The sequence below is a fragment of the uncultured Maricaulis sp. genome (assembly GCF_963975345.1).
Classification (GTDB): Bacteria; Pseudomonadota; Alphaproteobacteria; order Caulobacterales; family Maricaulaceae; genus Maricaulis.
Window position 1 is genome coordinate 1 of record NZ_CAXBGE010000019.1, and the last position, 18,664, is coordinate 18,664.

Annotated in this window: 19 protein-coding genes; 7 read left to right on the plus strand and 12 right to left on the minus strand. The window is 58.7% G+C overall.

Annotated features, from left to right (window positions below):
- The 7 genes from trbF to trbB form a co-directional block, all read right to left on the minus strand.
- Nucleotides 1-529: conjugal transfer protein TrbF (gene trbF, locus AAC029_RS15505; protein WP_339749588.1), on the minus strand; the 529-nt coding region annotated here is incomplete at its 3' end.
- A 3-nt stretch (nucleotides 530-532) separates the two neighbouring features.
- The gene (trbL, locus tag AAC029_RS15510) at nucleotides 533-1,843 is read right to left on the minus strand and encodes a P-type conjugative transfer protein TrbL (protein ID WP_339749590.1); all 1,311 of its coding nucleotides are present in this window, start codon (nucleotides 1,841-1,843) and stop codon (nucleotides 533-535) included.
- Nucleotides 1,843-2,562, minus strand: a complete 720-nt coding sequence (gene trbJ / locus AAC029_RS15515) for a P-type conjugative transfer protein TrbJ (RefSeq protein ID WP_339749592.1) — start codon at nucleotides 2,560-2,562, stop codon at nucleotides 1,843-1,845. The genes trbL and trbJ overlap by 1 nt, the downstream gene beginning before the upstream one ends.
- Before the next feature lie 11 nt (nucleotides 2,563-2,573).
- A complete protein-coding gene (gene trbE / locus AAC029_RS15520; protein ID WP_339749598.1) occupies nucleotides 2,574-5,045 on the minus strand; it encodes a conjugal transfer protein TrbE in 2,472 nt (823 codons plus the stop codon).
- Nucleotides 5,039-5,293, minus strand: coding sequence for a VirB3 family type IV secretion system protein (locus tag AAC029_RS15525; RefSeq protein ID WP_339749600.1), 255 nt, complete (start codon nucleotides 5,291-5,293; stop codon nucleotides 5,039-5,041). Before AAC029_RS15525 ends, trbE begins: the two co-directional genes overlap by 7 nt.
- The gene (locus AAC029_RS15530; protein WP_339749602.1) at nucleotides 5,293-5,628 is read right to left on the minus strand and encodes a TrbC/VirB2 family protein; all 336 of its coding nucleotides are present in this window, start codon (nucleotides 5,626-5,628) and stop codon (nucleotides 5,293-5,295) included. The genes AAC029_RS15525 and AAC029_RS15530 overlap by 1 nt, the downstream gene beginning before the upstream one ends.
- Nucleotides 5,625-6,620, minus strand: coding sequence for a P-type conjugative transfer ATPase TrbB (gene trbB, locus AAC029_RS15535; protein ID WP_339749604.1), 996 nt, complete (start codon nucleotides 6,618-6,620; stop codon nucleotides 5,625-5,627). The genes AAC029_RS15530 and trbB overlap by 4 nt, the downstream gene beginning before the upstream one ends.
- 306 nt (nucleotides 6,621-6,926) lie before the next feature.
- Here trbB and AAC029_RS15540 point away from each other — a divergent pair, with 306 nt between their 5' ends.
- A complete protein-coding gene (locus tag AAC029_RS15540) occupies nucleotides 6,927-7,775 on the plus strand; it encodes a DUF2285 domain-containing protein (RefSeq protein ID WP_339749606.1) in 849 nt (282 codons plus the stop codon).
- Between the two features lie 546 nt (nucleotides 7,776-8,321).
- On the opposite strand, the gene AAC029_RS15545 is transcribed toward AAC029_RS15540, so the two are convergent.
- The 4 genes from AAC029_RS15545 to AAC029_RS15560 are packed head-to-tail and all read right to left on the minus strand — an operon-like array spanning nucleotide 8,322 to nucleotide 10,600.
- Nucleotides 8,322-9,251 (minus strand): hypothetical protein, encoded by a 930-nt coding sequence (locus AAC029_RS15545; protein WP_339749608.1) that lies wholly within the window; start codon nucleotides 9,249-9,251, stop codon nucleotides 8,322-8,324.
- Nucleotides 9,252-9,264: 13 nt separating this feature from the next.
- Nucleotides 9,265-9,750, minus strand: coding sequence for a helix-turn-helix transcriptional regulator (locus AAC029_RS15550; RefSeq protein WP_339749610.1), 486 nt, complete (start codon nucleotides 9,748-9,750; stop codon nucleotides 9,265-9,267).
- Entirely contained in the window at nucleotides 9,747-10,394 is a 648-nt protein-coding gene (locus AAC029_RS15555) for a hypothetical protein (protein WP_339749612.1), read from the minus strand. Before AAC029_RS15555 ends, AAC029_RS15550 begins: the two co-directional genes overlap by 4 nt.
- On the minus strand, nucleotides 10,391-10,600 hold the full coding sequence (locus AAC029_RS15560; protein ID WP_339749614.1) for a ribbon-helix-helix protein, CopG family: 210 nt from the start codon (nucleotides 10,598-10,600) through the stop codon (nucleotides 10,391-10,393). Before AAC029_RS15560 ends, AAC029_RS15555 begins: the two co-directional genes overlap by 4 nt.
- A gap of 160 nt (nucleotides 10,601-10,760) precedes the next feature.
- On the opposite strand from AAC029_RS15560, the gene AAC029_RS15565 reads away from it, so the two are divergent.
- Entirely contained in the window at nucleotides 10,761-11,906 is a 1,146-nt protein-coding gene (locus AAC029_RS15565) for a multiubiquitin domain-containing protein (RefSeq protein WP_339749616.1), read from the plus strand.
- 89 nt (nucleotides 11,907-11,995) lie between these two features.
- Here the strand turns inward: AAC029_RS15565 and AAC029_RS15570 are convergent, their stop codons facing one another.
- Nucleotides 11,996-12,277, minus strand: coding sequence for a hypothetical protein (locus AAC029_RS15570; RefSeq protein WP_339749618.1), 282 nt, complete (start codon nucleotides 12,275-12,277; stop codon nucleotides 11,996-11,998).
- Nucleotides 12,278-12,349: 72 nt separating this feature from the next.
- Between AAC029_RS15570 and AAC029_RS15575 the strand changes: the two genes are divergently transcribed.
- The 5 genes from AAC029_RS15575 to AAC029_RS15595 form a co-directional block, all read left to right on the plus strand.
- On the plus strand, nucleotides 12,350-13,297 hold the full coding sequence (locus AAC029_RS15575) for a ThiF family adenylyltransferase (RefSeq protein WP_339749620.1): 948 nt from the start codon (nucleotides 12,350-12,352) through the stop codon (nucleotides 13,295-13,297).
- Nucleotides 13,294-13,629, plus strand: coding sequence for a DUF6527 family protein (locus AAC029_RS15580; protein ID WP_339749622.1), 336 nt, complete (start codon nucleotides 13,294-13,296; stop codon nucleotides 13,627-13,629). The genes AAC029_RS15575 and AAC029_RS15580 overlap by 4 nt, the downstream gene beginning before the upstream one ends.
- Nucleotides 13,630-13,744: 115 nt before the next feature.
- The gene (locus AAC029_RS15585; RefSeq protein ID WP_339749624.1) at nucleotides 13,745-14,875 is read left to right on the plus strand and encodes a metallophosphoesterase; all 1,131 of its coding nucleotides are present in this window, start codon (nucleotides 13,745-13,747) and stop codon (nucleotides 14,873-14,875) included.
- Nucleotides 14,872-17,508 carry a hypothetical protein gene (locus AAC029_RS15590; RefSeq protein ID WP_339749628.1) on the plus strand — a complete coding sequence of 879 codons (2,637 nt, stop codon included), beginning with the start codon at nucleotides 14,872-14,874 and terminating at the stop codon, nucleotides 17,506-17,508. The genes AAC029_RS15585 and AAC029_RS15590 overlap by 4 nt, the downstream gene beginning before the upstream one ends.
- Before the next feature lie 633 nt (nucleotides 17,509-18,141).
- The coding region (locus AAC029_RS15595) for an antirestriction protein ArdA (RefSeq protein ID WP_339749631.1) at nucleotides 18,142-18,664 on the plus strand (523 nt) is incomplete at its 3' end.

Below are 18,664 nucleotides of genomic sequence, written 5' to 3' on the forward strand. Positions count from 1 at the left end.
CGATCCAGCGGGCCTGGAAGCTGTCATCGGAGACGCGCACAACGCTGACGACATCGACCGTGCGCGATTTCCTGCCCACATCGGCGAAGGGATCATTCGCCTGAGCGTATTCGTTCAAGGTCGTTGAGGCTTCCGAGGTGACATAGTCATAGGCGTTGAGCCAGTTTTCACGGACCACAACCGGATCGATGGAAAGCCCGCGCACACGCTGGATGAAGTTCGCAAGGTGATGCGCGATCTGTGCGTCGGTTGCCGTGTAGCGCTCCGTGGCCGGTGCCACGGCGCGGGCAGCGCCAGTCTCATCGACTTCGACCACATAAGGCGTGACGGTCGAGATTGTGGAGCGCCAGATCAGGGCGGCTGAAGTAAAGAAGCAGAGCGCCAGGCATCCGAGGGCCATGAGCCGCCAGTTCCTGGCCTGCACGCGGGCGGAACCTATGCGTTCGTCCCAGACTTGCCCCGCTTTCTGATAGGGCGTTTCAGGGAATGGGCTCGGCCCGTAGCTGGGGGAAGATCGTTTGAAGACCATGGCTTAGTCGTCCTTGTCATTGAGTTGCGGAGCCGCGCCGGAGGAACCGCGATCACCCTCGCGAAGACTGTGAGCGGCCATCTGTCCAGCCTGGCTCGCATTCTGGCGAGCCTGCATTCGGCGCGCCCAGCTAGGGCTTTGATCGGGATTGGACGTGGCGTTCGGCGTATCGCTAGTGCTCGAGCCGCCCGTGGCTTTCCAGGCGCTCTGGCTACCTTGGCTGTAGGCGGATTTGAGCGATTGCATGGGTTTGCTAGCGGTCTGGCGAATGGCATCGCCGCCAGCGCGAGCAATGCCGGCCATGCCAGCGGCCACACTGGCAGCGCCGGTTTTGCCTGAGGCGACCGATCCAATCGTGTAAGACGTGCGCGCGGCCCCAGCCATTGACGCGCCAGCTTTGACGGCGCTTGAAGCGCCGCCCGCACCTGCACCAATCGCCGCGCGCCCGCCAGCACCGGCGACATATGTACCTGCCGCAACACCTGCAGCAGCACCCGCCGCTGAACCTGCGCCAAGTTGCGGCGCGCCTGTGATGAGGCCTGACGCCACGCCGGGCGCAAAGATGCCCATCCAGAAGAAAACGATGGCCGCGAGCGCAGTGCCCATGACTTGAGCGAGGGTCACATCATCGCCGGTGCGGAACGCATCGGTCACGGAGGAAAAGAGCGTCGAGCCGATGCCGATAATGACGGCGAGTACCATGAGCTTGATACCCGACGTGATGACATTACCCAGTACGCGTTCAGCGAGGAAAGCCGACTTGTTCCAGAGCGCGAAAGGCACAAGCACAAAACCGGCAAGCGTCGTCAGCTTGAATTCCAGAATGGTGATGAAGAGCTGCACGGCGAGCACAAAGAAGGCCACCATGATGATCGCCCAGGCGATGAACATGACCGCGATCATTATGAAATTATGGAAGAAAGAGATCGGCCCCAGCATGTCGCTGATCTCTGAGAGCAGCGGTTGCGCCGCATCAAAGCCGACACCGGCGATAAATCCTGGACGGAGCAAATCCGCCGCCGTCATCGTTCCGCCACCTGCCGTCACACCCAGCTGCGCAAAACTGTCAAAGACAATATTGGCAAGCAGCGAGAAGTTGCCGATGACGAAGGCGAAGAAGCCCACATAGAGGACCTTCTTGATCAGGCCTGCGATCACATCCGTATTCTGAGAAAGTGCCCAGAAGAGCCCGGCGAGCGTAATATCGATCGCAATCAGCGTGGTCGTCAGATATGCGACATCGCCCGCCAGCAGGCCGAACCCGCTATCGATATAGGCTATGAAGGTCGCCAGGAAGGTGTCGATCACGTCCATTAGTCGCTGCCACTTCCGAGAAAGCTTCGCGTACGGGCGCGGCCACGTTCGGCTTCAGCAAGCTGGCGGGCGCGCTCCAGCGCTTCAGCGCGGTAGTGTGAGGCCATCATGGCTTCCATCTGCATGAGCTGCTCGGTCTGCAGCGCTTCAATCTGATTGCCGGCTTGCAGGACCTGGAGATTGCCGACAGCCGACTGGCTGCCCGCGATCAGTTGGTCGAGGCTTTCGCTATCCGCGCGGGCGGATGAGACCACTTCGGCGGTGACCAGAAGGCTTTCGCGATAGGCGTTGCGGGATTGACGCCAGCGTGTGCGGGCCTCTTCGACAAGTACCCGGTGCTCGGGTGGCGTTTCACCGTATTCTTCCGGGTAGATCACTTCATACTCGCGGTCGATCTCTTCAACGCCATAGCCGATGCCTTCTGCTTCGCGCATGAGGTCATCGATGCGCCGCATACGGCGCAGAATGTCATCGGCGATGCTGTCGGGGAGTGTTTCCAGATCGCGCGCCATGTTCTCCAGCATCTCAATCTCATGGGTGAGTTGCTGGATCTGCTGATTGATCTGCTGGAGGGACCGAACTGCCGTCAGAATGTTCTGAGTATGGTTCGCCGGATCGTAGACGATCCCGCCGCCAAACAATTGCGCGGCGGCGGGTGGCGCTGTGAGCACCGTCATTGGAAGCGCACAAAGCGCGGCGGACAGAAGAAGACGTTTCATGTGTTTGGCTCCTATTCAGCGGCGATGAGTTCGGTAGGCGTGACAGGTTCAGGCGCATAGGAATGCGGCGTTTGGCCGGGCCAACGGGTGAGGAGCTCTGCCGCCCAGGGCAGGCCTTTCTCGATCAGCCAGCAGGTGGCAAAGCCGTCGCCTTCCGTCTCGGCCCAGATGCGGTCGAGTATGGCCTGGTCTTCAGGTGAGCTTGCGCCGCAAATGCTCAGAGCAATTGGCCCGAGGCCAAGATCGAAGACACGCGCGCCTAGTGGCGACTGATAATAGTAGTCGCGCTTCGGTGTGGCCCGGCTGATCAGCTCGATCTGGCGGGCATTGAGGCCGAACCGCTCATAGGTCTCTTTTGACTGCGGCTCCTGTGCGCGTTCGTTCGGCAGGAAGATCCGTGTCGGGCAGGATTCAACGAGTGCAGGCGCAATCGACGAGTTGGCAATGTCGGCGAGGCTTTGCGTTGCGAATACGACGGACACGTTCTTCTTGCGCAATGTCTTCAACCATTCGCGGATGCGCGCGGCAAACACGGGATCGTCAAGGAAGAGCCAGGCTTCATCGAGGATAAGCAGTGTTGGTTTGCCGGTGAACCGCGCTTCGAGCCGGTGGAAGAGATAGGTGATGACCGGCGCCACCGCGCCTTTCGCGTGCATCAACTCTTCCATCTCGAAGCAGACCGTGTCCGCGAGGCTGAGGCTTTCATGATCGGCATCCAGAAGCCGCCCATGCGGGCCTTCCAGCGTGAAGGGATGCAGCGCGGATTTGAGCGTGTCGTCCTGCAGCATCAGGCTGAGGCCTGTCAGCGTGCGCTCGGTTTCAGGCGCTGACCTGAGAGACTGGATGGCCTCCCATAGTCTGGCTTTGAGGTCTGGCGTCATCGCAACGCCTTCATTCGTGCAGAGCCCGGCCAGCCAGTCGGCGGCAAAGCTCGCGCCTGACTCTCCGTCTATGTCTTTGAGCGGCTGGAGGCTTGGGGCATTGCTGCTGCCAAGATCAACATGGGCTCCGCCCATGGCGAGCGTTGCGGCGCGGGCAGACCGTCCCTTGTCGAAGATGAAGACCTGTGCACCCTCGTAACGCTTCCATTGCAAGGCAAGCAGAGAGAGGAGCACGGATTTGCCCGCGCCGGTCGGGCCAACAACGAGCGTATGGCCGACATCGCCAATATGCAGGTTCAGCCGGAACGGGGTCGTGCCATCGGTCTGCGCCTGGATAAGCGCAGGGGCGTTGAGATGGCGGTTTGTCTCTTCACCCGCCCAGACCGCCGAGAGCGGCACCATATGGGCAAGGTTCAGCGTGTGCAGGATGGGCTGGCGTACATTGGCATAAGGATGGCCGGGCAAGCTCCCGAGCCAGGCATCGACGGCGTTCAGCGTTTCTCGGATGGCGGTGAAGCCGCGGCCATTCACGACACGCTCGGCGATACGGATATGTTCGTCAACGGTGCGCCGGTCAGGGTCGGCGACGGTGATGGTCGTTGTGACATAGCCATAGGAAACGAGATCGCTGCCGAGTTCCTGAAGGGCGGCATCGGCGTCGCCCGCCTTGTTGTCGGCGTCGCTGTCTACGAGTGCGGCCTGCTCGTTGAACATCGTCTCGCGGAGCACCGCGCCGATCGATTTGCGTTTGGCAAACCAGTGACGGCGCTTTTTGCCGAGGACCTTTTCGGCCTCGGCCTTGTCCATCGCGATGAACCGCGTCGCCCAACGATAGGCGAAGCCCTGCCGGTTCAACTCATCCAGAACGCCGGGCAGCGTCGAGGCGGGGAAACCGAGAATGGTCAGTGTGCGCAAATGCGCCTTGCCGATCATCGGCTCCAGCCCGCCTGCGAAGGGCTCATCGGCAAGTATGGCGTCGAGGAAGACCGGCAGCTCAGGCGTGACGACCGGATGGCGCTTTGTCGAGATGGTCGAGTGCAGATAAGTCAGCGTCTCGTCGTCGGTCAGTGGCCAGACGTCATCGAGACATGTATCGAGAAGGTCCCATACGCGGTCAGACTGTTGCTGGAACGTCTCCAGACGATGCCGCCAGGTCGCGGCGTCTTCTGTTTCAGCGCGAGTGATGAGGGCTTTCTCGGCGCGGCCCGAAGCATCGGCAGGCGGCAGCCAGAGCAGTGTCAGGAAATAGGAACTCTCGAACCTCGCGCCGGCTTCATCTGCTTGAAGCGCGCGTTCCTGATCAACAAGCCAGGCCGCCGCATCGGGAAAGGCGCAATTGGGATAATCATGGATTTCACTGCGTTGCGCTTCGAAGAACAGCGCCCAGCCAGATCCGAACCGGCGAAGCACATTGTTCACACGGGCATTGATCGAGACGAGCTCTTCTTCGGTCGAGCTTTCCAGGTCCGGGCCGCGATAGCGGAACGTGGTCTGGAAGCTGCCATCCTTGTTGAGGACGACGCCCGGCGCGACGAGGCAGGCCCAGGGCAGATAGTCAGCCAGCAAGGTCTGGGTCTCAGAGTATTCACGCAGGTTCAACATGACAGATGCTCCTTGTTACGCACCGAGCGACTGGCCACCGCCATGAAATCCGGATCGCTGCGCGCCATGAACACGGCGGCTGAATGGCCGAGCACCCAAAGCATGAGACCGGGTATCCAGAGCCGCAGACCAAGCGCCAAAGCTGCCGCGAGTGTCCCGATGGCGATGGCGGCGCTTCGCGGCGCGCCTGCCATCAGGATCGGCTCGGTCAGCGAGCGATGCAGGGGGATTTCATAGCCCTCGGCCATCAGATCAGCGCTCCACCACCAAAGCTGAAGAAGGTCAGGAAGAAGCTTGTCGCTGCGAACGCGATGGACAGGCCTAACACGATCTGGATCAGCTTGCGCATGCCGCCGCTTGTCTCACCAAAGGCCAGCGTCAGACCGGTCAGCGTAATGATGATCACGGAGACAATCCGGGCGACCGGGCCTTCGATGGATTGCAGGATCTGATCGAGCGGGCCTTCCCAGGGCATGCCGGAACCTGCTGCGTGCGCGGGCCCAGCTACAGCCAAGCCGATGCCAATGGCAGCAGCGATCTGCACCGTTCGATGAACAGCGCGGGTTTGTTGATAGAAGATCATGTCAGGGGTCCTTCTGTGACGAGTGAAAGGGATCGGGAAATGAGCGGCGCGGTGTCATAACCCTCGCCATTGAAGCCGGCGACGCGCAGCGCTTCGTCGACACGGCGCTGGCCGCCGGTGCGGCTCATGAAGACGACGACATCAATGGCTTCCGCGATCAAATCGAAGGGCGCGCGGGGCGTTGCTTCCAGCGTCAGCTGTTCAAGCCGCCTGAGCGCGCCATGGGCGGAATTGGCATGCAGCGTCGTGATCCCACCCGGATGGCCGGTGTTCCAGGCTTTGAGGAGGTCAAGCGCTTCAGGCCCGCGCACTTCGCCGACAATGATCCGGTCAGGACGGAGCCGCAGCGTTGAGCGGACAAGGTCCTGCAGACTGGTCGTACCGCGATGGGTTCTGAGCTGGACGGTATTGGACGCAGCGCATTTGAGCTCGCGCGTGTCTTCGAGAATGACAATGCGATCGTCATTCAGCGCGGCCTCAGCCAGCAAGGCATTTGTAAAGGTCGTCTTGCCCGATGAGGTGCCGCCCGCGATCAGGATGTTCGCGCGGTTTGCAATCGCGTCCTGCAAGGCTGCTGCGAGTGCCGGGGCCAGCGCGCCCTGATCGACATAGTCACCAAGTTCGAATGGCGTGGTTGCCGGTTTCCGGATCGAAAAGCAGGGGGCCGTGGAGACAGGTGGGAGAAGCCCTTCAAACCGCTCGCCGCTGCCGGGGAGTTCAGCAGAAACGATGGGGGAATTGCGGTTTGCGGCCTCTCCCACCCCGGAGGCGACCAGGCGGATGACGCGCTCGCGGTCGGAGGCTTCAAGACTATGGTCAGAGACCATGACGCCCAAGCCAGCTTTTTCGATCCAGACCGACCCGTCGGGATTGGCCATGATCTCAATCGTGTCAGGTGCTTCCAGCGCGCCGCGTACCACCGGGCAGAAGGCCGTGCGCAGCATCGTGCTACGGCGGGCGTCTGTTTCTGAGTGGTGCGCGGGCTGACCCATCGTTTTGTGCTCCTGTCACTTGGGGTTGGTGTGACTGAAGCCTCGCAGGCAGACGGTAATTGCGGGAGTGTGAATGGCGACCAATGGAAGCAAAACGCCGCATAAGCTGGCCTGTCCCGGCAAAACCCGGCAATGGTTTGATCCACCGTATTTCGCGCCTCAGGCGAAGAGGGTGTTTGTTTGATTTCCATAGTTAATGACGTAGTGCGCTGATTTTGATTGTATTAATATTCCGGCGGATTCTGTTAACATTTACGGATTTGGCCTCGTTCTTGCCTGAAATTCCCCAGTTACGGGAGGCGCAGAATGAAGACGTATGAGCTGAAAACAGATGAGACGCTGAAGAAATACAACTATCTCTGGCGCATGTCGCGGGACCGTTGGGCCTGGGAATACCTAAGACGCAACAAGGATTTCCGCAAAGATGCGGCGCTTCATTCTTCTGATGATATTTCGGAGATGACTGCGCCATGTCGCAATGCCAATATCCGTCTCCTGCGCTCACGCGTGCCGCAAAAACTGGCCGCCCGTTGGGGCCTGGTCTTCATGCCTGATCCGTCTTTGAACGGGATTGATGCCGATGCGGTTTGGCTAAAAACAGCATTTCCCGACCAGGTCGAAGTGAACTGCACGCCGCGTGCAGAAGGCCAGACCTGCGATATCTGGGACCGTACCGTTCCGCACACCAAAATCACGCACGTGACTGACAGGGCTCAGCGAGAGTTTCTTCTCCTGCGCGGCAATGGCTGTGTCGCTCAAGTGCGTTGCACGGGCCAGACACTGCTAAGCCTCGAACCCATTCGCATGAAACTTCAGATTTCTGACATGGAGACCTATGAGCAGAAGCTGAAGGCCCAAAAGGAAGGTATGCGTATCTTCGGCAATGATCCGGAGGCTGAAACGCCCGTATGGCGAAAGAGAACCCAAATCCTGAGAGATGGCCTGATCGCCCTCGACTGTCTGGCCGTGGGCATGACCCATCGGGAAATTGCCGTTGTCCTCTACGGCAAAGCAGCTGTGGACGCCGAATGGAGCGTCACATCCATGAAGAGCACTACACGCTACCTGGTGAACAAGGCCAAAGCCCTGCGCGACGGCGGCTATCTCGTTGAACTGCTCGGCTCGCAACTCGGACCGAATGTGCTCGCGGCATGATTTCAATCGCTTGTAAGCCCTTAACCATTTGCGGCCTGCCCGCGCCGGTGGCGCGGGGCTGTTCGCCCGGCTGGACGGAACGATTTAAGGTATCGGAGCGGTCCGTTCAGATCGCCGGTCTTCGACCGGCGCGCCTGCCGTAACCGCAGGAACCGGATTGCGCCGACCAGCCCGGCGAGGCTCAATGAGGATTCGGTGGCTCGTCTGAAAATCGTGGTGCTGGGTCCCACCGACCATTGCGCTCGTCACGACCTAATCAAAATATGCCTGGCGGCGCGGTAAACCGCGCCGCCTGTTTTGCAGTCTGCATCTCTGCGAGACCGGCCCATATGAAGCACGATCGCCATCTAAGAGATCTGCCATTTGACACAGTATTTGCAGTCATAAGGCAGTAGAGACGCATGTCACTCTTCGCTAAGTTCGGTTCGATAACCTCACCGCCATCGCCGAAGCGGGGTGGCACAAATCATCGACTCCATTGTGCCGTTGCTGCAACGGGCCGTATCAACTCTCCATCTTTATCAGACCGCAAAGATTCGCTGTCGTCTAACTCCTGACAGGCGAGGATGTCACAGATTCATAAACTCCCAAAGTCAGGGTTTGGTGATGGAACGAGAAGCTCTCGAACGCGAAAACGTGTGAGTCCCCATTGTCATCGCTTAGCACGACGGCATCGCCGCCAAGTGGCCCGCCCTTTTTGGCGCTGCAATAAGCGACGATATCATCAAATATGGTTGTTTCTTTGATCCTGGAAAACCGTCTCGCAAAGGCTGGCGACTGTATTAAATGTTTGCACGGCGCGGCGCGATCGAAATCATCCGCCCAGCGGTCCGGATGCGGGTGCCCGGTGATCAATCCCACAACGGGGGTTTCGCGTCCCCAAACCATGATTGAGCGCCATAGCGTTGTGGAAAATGTATTGCCAAACCGGTCCTTCAACTGTTTCAACGTATCAAAGCCAGGCGCGACGGACGCACACTCTTCGATGAAACGATCGCCCAGAAAAAGAAGCCGCCCGGCGGCGTAATTTGCTTCGGCTTCCAGCTTATCATGACAAGCCGGAGCAAGCGTATAATCAATATCGCCCATCATCGAGGCTTCATGCCATGGTATCACACTGTGTCCGATTTCATGGGCCTCGGTCCATCGATGTTTCAGGGGCGGCTGATCCTTGTCGAGCAGGATCTGGCGCCCATCGGGAATGTAGAGCGCGCGCAAGTCTAGTTTGCGCACCGCCTCAAGAAATAAAGTCGGTTCATTCAAAAGACGCTGCGCGCCGACTTTGATACGGGAGATCGTCTCCCGCATCATGCCGGGATCGTCGGCCGTGTAGTAAGAAAAGTCGAGCTTCAGTAGCTCTCGCACGGTCTCGAGTTTCAGTGGTGGCTCGGGATTGCCAAGCCCCTTATGAACGCGGGCAATCCGTTCATCGATGTCGGCCTGGACGCGTGGTTTCAAAATGACATTTTTGGCCACGCGTTGTCACAGCTCACTTTTTGGCATTATCGCTCAAAACGGCGATGAAGCCGTTTAAAGCTTCGATTTCGAGAGCGCTCAGTTTCTCAATCGATTCGGATTTGGCCGCGAATCGCACGGCGTCTTCGACGTAAGAAAAATCTTTTGGTCGCACGAGACCAGACAGCCCGAGGAGTTTGCGATCCGAGACGCCGAACACTTGCGACAATTGATAAATTGTTCTGGGCTCGGGCGTATGCGCGGTTTCTTTTTCGATGGCGAGAAGCTCACCAATATCAATATCGGCTTCTTCAGCGAGCCGATTAATCGACCAATTCTTTTGTCGGCGCATAAGGTTGATGAACCGGCCGAGCGCCAGAAGGCCGTCATCGCCGGCATCATCTACAATGAGGTCTTCTGCAAAGACGGGATCTGCCGCCGTCAAACCTGCGCTAATGTCATAACCGTCCTCTTCCAGGATGAGTTTGCGCCGCCAGTCTTCATTGATTTCAAGTGTCATTCTCCCTGTCCTTTCCCGATAAATTTTTGCGCCTGTTCGGAGCTTAACTCGAAATAGCGCAAGTCTTCATAAGCTGCATCCTGGCCGAGATCTTCCATGCCGCAATGATTGGCGTAGAAACGATTGGCCTGAGGCAGCGAGTGTAAGCCCACCCGGCCCTTATAACCTTCTGCAATACTCAGCTCGATCGCGGCGAGGATTAGCTCGGTTCCGCAACCGCGGTATCTGGGCGGCGCGCCGAGCAAATCATTGCGATTCCACGGCGCCGCTTCGATATAGTCGATATAGACCAGATGCTGGGTCTGCTGGCCGGCAAGCCGCGCCCGTTTGGTCAAGTCGACGGTCATCATCGCCTGAGTCATGCCCTCACAGACCAAAGCAAAGGATCGATTGGCCAAGCGCTTTTCTATATCGCGCAGCTTAACCCGCCAATCCCAGTGCCGACTTTGAGGCCAGAAGCGTCGCTCTACCCCTCTTTGGTTCAAGAGCTTCAGACGATTTTGGAGGTCGGGCAGCCATTCAGCCTCCCAATCGGCGAGATTTTTATCGACAATGCCATGCCAGCATTCTGCCGCGACAAAGGTCTCAGCGCCATGGCTATAAAGCTCGATCGCCCGGACGTCTGAAGGCGTCGACGCCGTCATAGCATCATCAGCTCCGCCTTTTTCTGGGCCGTCTCATCTTCGAAAAAAAGCTTGTCACCCTGTTCCAAACGCTCCTCGACCCGCTGATAGAGCCGTAAAGCCTGGCGCAAAAGCACCGTTTTGCTCAGGTCTTTCTTCTCACAGAGCGCTTCAAGCACAGCCATCTCAGTCTCTGTCAGGTTCAGAGTCATGGTCTTCTTCGACATTCGGTCAGGTCTCCTCTTAGGGGCCATATGCCGATTCTATGACTCTTTGTCAAGGAAAATAGTGCAATAATTGGCTATTGACTAGCTATATTTTAGCTACTAATTCATGATTCAGGCGTTGGCGATGGGTCTGCGCCGCTTCTCATAAAGGAGATAAATCATGGAAGACGTGATTGATCTGGAACACTGGGGGCGTGACCAGACCACTACGCCAATCCCGCGCGCGAAAACCTATCAGACGCGCCTTTGGGACGGCGATGGGTTTGACGAAAAGCGGGCTTTCAATGATGACGATGTCACTGGCCAGCAAGTCCTTGAACGGTATGACCGACGGCCCACATCCGAGTTTGAATTGCTCATGCTCACCCGCCGCGGCGACCTTGAGCGGGTCGATCTGCACCAAACCATCAGTTTGCGAGACAAAGGCCCTGAACGCTTCTTTGCCTTTCGCGCTGATCGCTTATTCACCTTCACCGTCAATGGCCGCCGCTATCCCTGGGGGGCGCCCACCATTACCGCCTCTTTGATCCGGCGCCTGGCCCGTATCCCGGACGACCATACGCTGTTTCTCGAAAAGGCTGAAACGCCGGATGAGACGCTGGGGGATGACAGCGTCGTTACGCTGACCGGATCCGGGGTTGAGACGCTGTCATCGCGCAAAGCCGAATGGAAGCTCAATGTTCAGGGCGTGCTCTTAACGCTTGCCAGCCCGTTCATTGCCGTCAAAGACGCGCTCGCGCAGGCCGGCTTTGACCCAAATCAGGGCTGGATTGCAATCCTCAAACGCAAAGGGGCTCCGAAACAGCAGGTTGAGCTTTGCGACACGATTGATCTGCGCTTGCCGGGCATTGAGAAATTGCGGCTGACGCCAGCGGAGATCAATAATGGCGAAGCGCCGGCCGCGCTCCGCCAAGACTTTGCCCTGCTGGAAAAGGATAGACGCTATTTAGACGCCCGCGCGTTTGTATGGGAAACCTTTATCGATGGCGGGCGGCGATGGCTATTTCTGCGTCAATTCACGCTTCCAAAGGGGTTCAACCATGGCGCTGCGGACATTGCGATTGATATTCCGGCGACCTATCCGAGCGCCGAAATCGATATGTTTCATTGCCGCCCGCATCTGACGCGGGCGGGCGGCGGTCAAATTCCCTACACAACCGGCTCGACCCAAATTCAGGGCGAGACCTTCCAGCAATGGTCGCGCCACCTGCGAGGTCGCACGCGGTGGAACCCGGCCTCGGACAGTGTGATGACGCATATCGCCCTGATCGAAGCGGCGCTGCTGAAGGAAGTGGGTGAGCCATGAGAGATTATTCGCTGACCCTGCCGGACGTCGATCACGCGGCCCTTAAACGCCACCTTTTCCCAGGTGATGGGTGTGAGGCGGCCGCCATCTTAATTTGCCGCCGCGTTGGAGCGGACAATGAGCGTTTTATCGTGCGGCGCGTCTTGGCCGTGCCACACGCAGCGTGCACACAAAGAACGCCCGTCGCCATCACCTGGCCGGGCGCTTTTATTGAAGCGGCCATCGATATCGCCGAAGCCGGCGGCGACAGCATTATTCTCACTCATAGCCATCCTGGCGGACAATTGGCCTTCTCCGCAACAGATGATGCGAGCGACCAAAACGTATTGCCGAGCGTCTTTCACGCCTTCGACAGTGACGGGGCTTTGCATGGCTCAGCGATCATGACGCCGTCAGGCGCCATGAAGGCGCGTCTTTACGATCGAGCGGGCGCGCGATCGCGGATGGCGCGCATCACCCGGATCGGCCAGGATCTGACGCCCCTGGTAGGTCCAAGTCTGTCTTATGGTCTGCCGTTTGGCGATGAGATGCGTCAGGCGCTGGCTCTAATGACTGCCTGTGTCATCGGCGTTTCGGGCACCGGGTCATTGGTGGCAGAGCAGCTCGCGCGCATGGGCGTCGGGCGTCTGATCCTGATCGATTTTGATGCGATGGGACCGGAGAATTTGAACCGCATTGTCAACAGCACCGCCGAGGACGCGCGCAACAAATCTCTGAAGCCAGACATGATGGCGGCTGCAATCGAAACCTATAATTCTGACATCGAAATCGTGTCTGTCGGAAAGCCGATTGAAACGGTCGAGGCCATTCAGATCGCCGCGTCAGCAGACATCCTGTTTTCTTGCGTCGATCGCATGGATGCGCGCCTCATCGCCGAACGATTGTGCGGAGCGTGCCTCATCCCGCTGATTGATGTCGGTGTGACCATTCCAACGCGCAAAGACGCGGCGGGCGCGGTGCATGTGGCGGAGATTGCCGGACGCATTGATTATGTGCGTCCAGATGGACCGAGCCTTACCGACCGCAGGGTTGTCACGCCCGAAGGCCTGCGCCGGGACTATCTCATCGACCATGCGCCGCAATCGGCGAAAGTGGAGATAGAGGCGGGCTATCTGAAAGGCGCGCCAGATGAAGCCCCCGCCGTCATGAGCGTCAATATGCGCGCCGCCGCAACCGCGGTGAATGAGTGGTTGGCGCGGCTTTATGGGTTTCGTGTTGACGGCAACGGCCCCTTCGCGCGCACGCTATTCTTGCTCGCCAGCGGGGAAGAAGAATATGCTAGCGAAACCGAATTTCCGTATGCGAAGCATGCCTATTTTGCGCAAGGGCTGGCGCCGCCATTATTGGGCCTGCCAGGGCTTGCCGAAAACAGTGAAAGGGCCGCCGCATGACACCGCCAAAATGGGTTTTGAGGCTTTGGTCAAAGATCGCGCCGCGCCGCATGTTGATTGTCGTCGAGAGCGATACCCCACCTGACCTTTTGCCCACCCGCAACCTGTATCTCGCTAGAGAAGATGAAGAAGACTGGGCGATAGCGCTAAATTGCCCATGCGGCTGCGGCGACCGGCTCGAACTCTTACTCGTGCCAGAAGCCAAGCCGCGCTGGACGGTGATATCGCCGGACGGCGCGCCGCCAAGTCTTCACCCGTCTGTCTGGGGACAATCTGGCTGCGGCGCGCATTTCTGGATCCGGGACGGCCGCGTTCATTGGTGTAAAGACTAATCAGAGTCAGGCTCAAAACTGAGCCGACGCTGACCGCGGCGAAAACTATAGGCGGAAGTACGGATTGTGTCGCTTCCACTCTTTAATGATGATACCCAGCCTGCGTGAGGGGCCCATGACGTTTAAATTTATCCATAGTTCTGACCTTCATCTCGGCCGGCGCTTCGCCAATATCCCGCAAGCCCCGGACGGCAATGTCCGCGGTCGTTTAATGGAAGCGCGATTTGGTGCGATTGAACGCCTCGCAGATGCCGCGCGCGCGGCCGGCGCCAAACATATTCTGCTCGCAGGCGACACATTCGACACCGCGACGCCTTCAGTGACGGTGCTCACCCAAGCGCTCGCCGCCATGGGCGAGGATGATCAACTGCAATGGTGGGTCCTGCCCGGCAATCATGACAATCTAAGAGACGCCGAACCCTTATGGGACAAGATGGCGTCCGATGCGCCCGCCAATGTTCACGCTGTCTTGGATGCCGCGCCGATCGACATGTCTGCGGGTGCGACGCTGCTGCCCTGCCCAGTCACCTATCGTTCGCCAGGCCGCGACTTGACTGAGACCTTGCCGAACATGCCAACCGCGGACGGCGCACTGCGGATCGGCCTTGCTCATGATGGCATCACTGATTTCGCCGGCTTGCATGCGCATATTCCGCCGGACCGTGATCGAACGGCCAAGCTTGATTATCTGGCGCTTGGCGACTGGCATGGCCGGGTCCGGGTGAGCGAGCGCGCCCATTATAGCGGGAGCCCCGAACAAGACCGGTTCAAACATGACCGTCGCGGCGTTTGTCTCAGCATTTCGATTGAAGGTCCTGGCGCCGTCCCAGAGATTGAAGAGATTGAAACCGGACTGTTTCATTGGCTGACCCATGACGTTGCTGCACATCAGGGCGACGATATTTCAGCTGCGTTCAAAGCCGGTCTCCCTGCTCAGGATCGCCGCAACACATTGATCAAAGTGCGCGCCTCCGGTTGGGCGAGCCTCGCCAGCCAATCCGGCCTCCGCCAAGCTGCCGACCAGCTCGGACCGGAATTTGCCTATTTCGATTTGGACACGGCGCAGCTCGGAACCCTTTATGAGGCCGCTGATCTTGACCAGATCGATCAAGCCGGCGCCCTGCGCCTGGCGGCTGAACAGCTCAAAGCCGCGTCTGAAGCTGAAAACGCCGATGCCGGTGACCAGGAGATTGCCGCGGACGCGCTCGCCCGCCTCTATGCTTATGTGAAGGAGGCGGACCTATGAAACTGCGTTCAATCCGCCTTCAGAATGTTCGCCGCTTCACGCGCCCCGTCTGTTTGGAGGGCATCAGCAATGGCGTAAATGTCCTATGCGAACCTAATGAATTTGGCAAGTCCACGCTGTTTGATGCCTTGCAAGCCCTGGTGTTCAAATCGCATACCTCAAGCGACAAGCAGATCAGATCGCTCAAACCGCATATTGGCGGCGCTCCGGAAATCTCGGTTGATATTGAAACCGAGGACGGACGCTTCACGCTGAAAAAACGTTTTTTATCAAAACCAATTGCGACGGTCGAACAAGATGGACGGGTCATCGCGCAGGCCGATGAAGCTGAAGCCTGGATACGGCGCCTGGCTGGCAGCGCCGATGGCGGACCTTCTGGCCTGTTATGGGTGCGCCAGGGCATTACTGGTCTGACCAGCGGGTCAAAAAAAGAAGATGAGGCCGCGCTCAGCGCGCGCCGCGATCTGCTCTCCTCAGTCACCGGAGAAGTTGAAGCCATGACCGGCGGGCGTCGCATGGATGCCGCGCTAGACCGCTGCCGGGATGAGTTGGCGGCTTTTGTCACGAGTTCCGGACGCGCCAAAACGGGTGGACCATGGAAAGCGGCGCAAGATGACGTCGAGGCTTTGTCGGAGGACTGCGAAGCTCTGGAGGCCGCCTGCGCGCAATTGCGTGAGACCCTGAGAGCACGACGCGCAAAACGACGCGAGCTGGCAGATCTAGAGCATCCTGACGCGGTAGAGGCGCGCAAAACACAATTGCACGAGGCGGAGACAGCCTATAAAGCCGCCCAGCAATTTGCCGAAGCATTAGACGCCGAAGCGCGCAAAGTCGCTGCGGCGCGTCTCGAGGTCACGACGCTCCATAAAAACCTAGAAACGCTGCGCGCCGCGCAAGATGAGCTGAAACGATCGGTCGGCGAGGTTGAGACCGCCAAGACCGCTCTCGACGCCGCGCAGGACGCTCACGGGAAAGCGGACGATGAAACGAACGCCGCCCGACAGGGATTGGAGCGCGCGCAATCGAATTTGGTCGCCGCGACGGAGCGACATGAAACGGCCCGAAAACGTCAAGCTGCAAAAGACGGCATAGCGCGGCGCAACGCTTTGACGGAGCAGATCGAAAAAGCGCAAGTGTTTTGGGACAAAATGGAAAACGCGCGCGCTGAGGCTAGTAGAGGGCCGAACGCCGAAACGCTAAAACGCCTCGAAGCCCTATATGGCGAGCTTCGCACCGCAAAGGCGCTTCGCGACAGCGCGGCGGCCCAGTTTGTCGTCAATTATGAGCCCGGGCGTGACGGCTATGTCCTACAAGGAAAAGCGGCGATCCCAGATGGAGAGGCCGTTGCGATTCCAAGCGGCGCCGAACTAACATTGCAAGACATTGGCACTCTGATCATTCATCCCGGCGCGGGCGGGCAAGATGACGGATCCTTTGAACGCGCAGAGACCGCTTATAAAGCCTTGCTCGCCGAGATAGAATGTAAAACCATTGACGCGGCGCGGACCGAAGCTGCGGCGCGGGCCGCCGCCGAGCGCCGATTCGGCGAGGCGCAGACCGGGTATCAATCCCTGGCACCTGACGGATTAGAGGCCTTACGCGCGGCGCTCGCACGCATTCCAGATTTCGAAGAGACCGATGAGACAGACAAGATCGATCAGGCGGATACTGAAGCGGATCTCGTCGAAGCAAAGGCAGCTTTGATTGACGCGCAGGCCGAATTCAATATCGCCGCTGAACGCAAATCTGACGCCCGAGCGGACGCGGCACGTGCTGAAGCGGTCCATAGCGCCGCCTTGGATCGGCAAACGCGCGCTGAAACAGCTCTGAAGGGGTTGGAAGATCTCGACGCTGATCAGCTTGCGTCAGATCTGGAGCGGGCGACGACGACATTGCGCGCCGCTGAAGCGCTGCACGCAGAGCAAGACCGCGCCGCGCCGGATCTCGGCGCCGCCAAAGCCCGTTTGACCCGGGCCGTATCTGTACAGGACGCGGCTGAGGCGGCGATTGCTTCGCTAAAGCCCGATCTTGCAACTTTGAATGAGCGAATTGCGCGTCATGCGGGAGACGCCGTGGAAGAGCGTCTCGCGGAAGGCAAACAAAAACTGAGCGCCGCCGAACAGGCTCTGAAACGGATCGTACATGAAGTCGCGGTGCTGCAGAAACTTCAAATCGTTCTGCAAGCGGTCCGCAATGAGGCGCGTGAACGCTATTTCGAACCGGTCGCTGCAGAACTCAAGCCGCTCTTACAAATCTTGTGGCCTGAGGCGGAGCTCAAGTGGGATGATGATAAACTGTTGCCCACCACGCTCCTGCGCGGCGGCGAAGAAGAATCGACAGATGTCCTTTCCGGCGGCACCCAGGAGCAAATCGCGCTCTTTGTTCGGTTGGCATTCGCAAAGCTGCTCGCAACGCGCGGTCAGCATGCGCCGATTATCTTAGACGATGCGCTTGTGTTCACAGACGATGATAGAATTGAACGCATGTTTGATGCCTTGCATCACCAGGCGAGCGATTTGCAAATCATCGTGTTCTCCTGCCGCCAACGTGCGTTTCGCGCGCTCGGCGGACATCTCCTGCGATTGTCTGAAATTGATGCCGTCTCCGAACAAAACACCGCGGATTCGATGTAACACCCAAAGTCAGTCTCCAGCCACAATGATGTGTGGATCCTTAAGTGCGTATTTTGATACGCCAGATTAAAGGCGGATCATCGACTCTTCAAGGATCGCCGCAGTGCCGATAAGATTGATGATAAGGTAGTTGCGCCTGTACTTTCATCTACATTTTCTGAAGCGGAGAACGTCGCTTCGAACAAAGCAGCGACTTTACCTGGGTAATCTATAGATGCTATCTCGAATTCTATTCCCACGTTTGGCGTTCCCTTTACCACACGTATTTAGCGCTCCGAACACAGACTGTGCGCAAGAAATCGTTATCACTGGTTTTGCTCGCATAGCAGAGTTTTCCTGGTCAGCGTTGAGTTCAATGAAAGCACAGCTTCGTTGGGTGCCGTTTGTCAGTTCGTACGTCACCGAAGTCTACCTCCGCCTTAATATTTGTTCCCATCAGTCAGGTGGGCGGACGGTGCGTCTGCCAGAGCGCGGTCGCCGCGCAAGGGGGCGGGTCTTTGTCAGCTCTGATCGTCTTTAGGCGTCATACCTACAGCTTCCCCTTGCGCGCCGCCCTGGTGCGCTCCGGCTGAGCACCTCCTCGCCGCCCACCCGACTGTCGGGAAAAGAACGCGGGCGGGGAAGGAGACTGACATGACTGACCAACTCGCTACCACTGCACCTCTTGCAGCAACCACCGCACCCGCGCGGGGCGAGAGACCGCGAATCTATGTGGCCTGCCTTGCAGCCTACAATTCGGGCTGCCTGCACGGGCGATGGATCGAGGCGACCACGCCCGACGAAATTTGGACCGAAGTGCGCGCCATGCTGGTCGCGTCGCCGGAGCCGGATGCGGAAGAACACGCAATCCATGACTATGAAGGCTTCGAGGGCGCAAGCCTTTCTGAGTATTCGAGCTTCGAGACGGTGTGCGAACTGGCCGACTTTATCGAGGAGCATGGCGAACTTGGCAGCAGGCTTTACCGGCATTTCGGCGACGATCTTGAGCAGGCGCGCGCCGCCTTCGAGGACTATGCGGGTGAATATCGCAGCGCGGCGGACTTCGCCGAGCAGCTGCACGGGGACACCGGCACCGAGATACCGGAATCGCTTCGCTATTACATCGACTGGCAGGCGCTGGCCCGCGACATGGCGCTGAATGGCGAGATCATGGTGT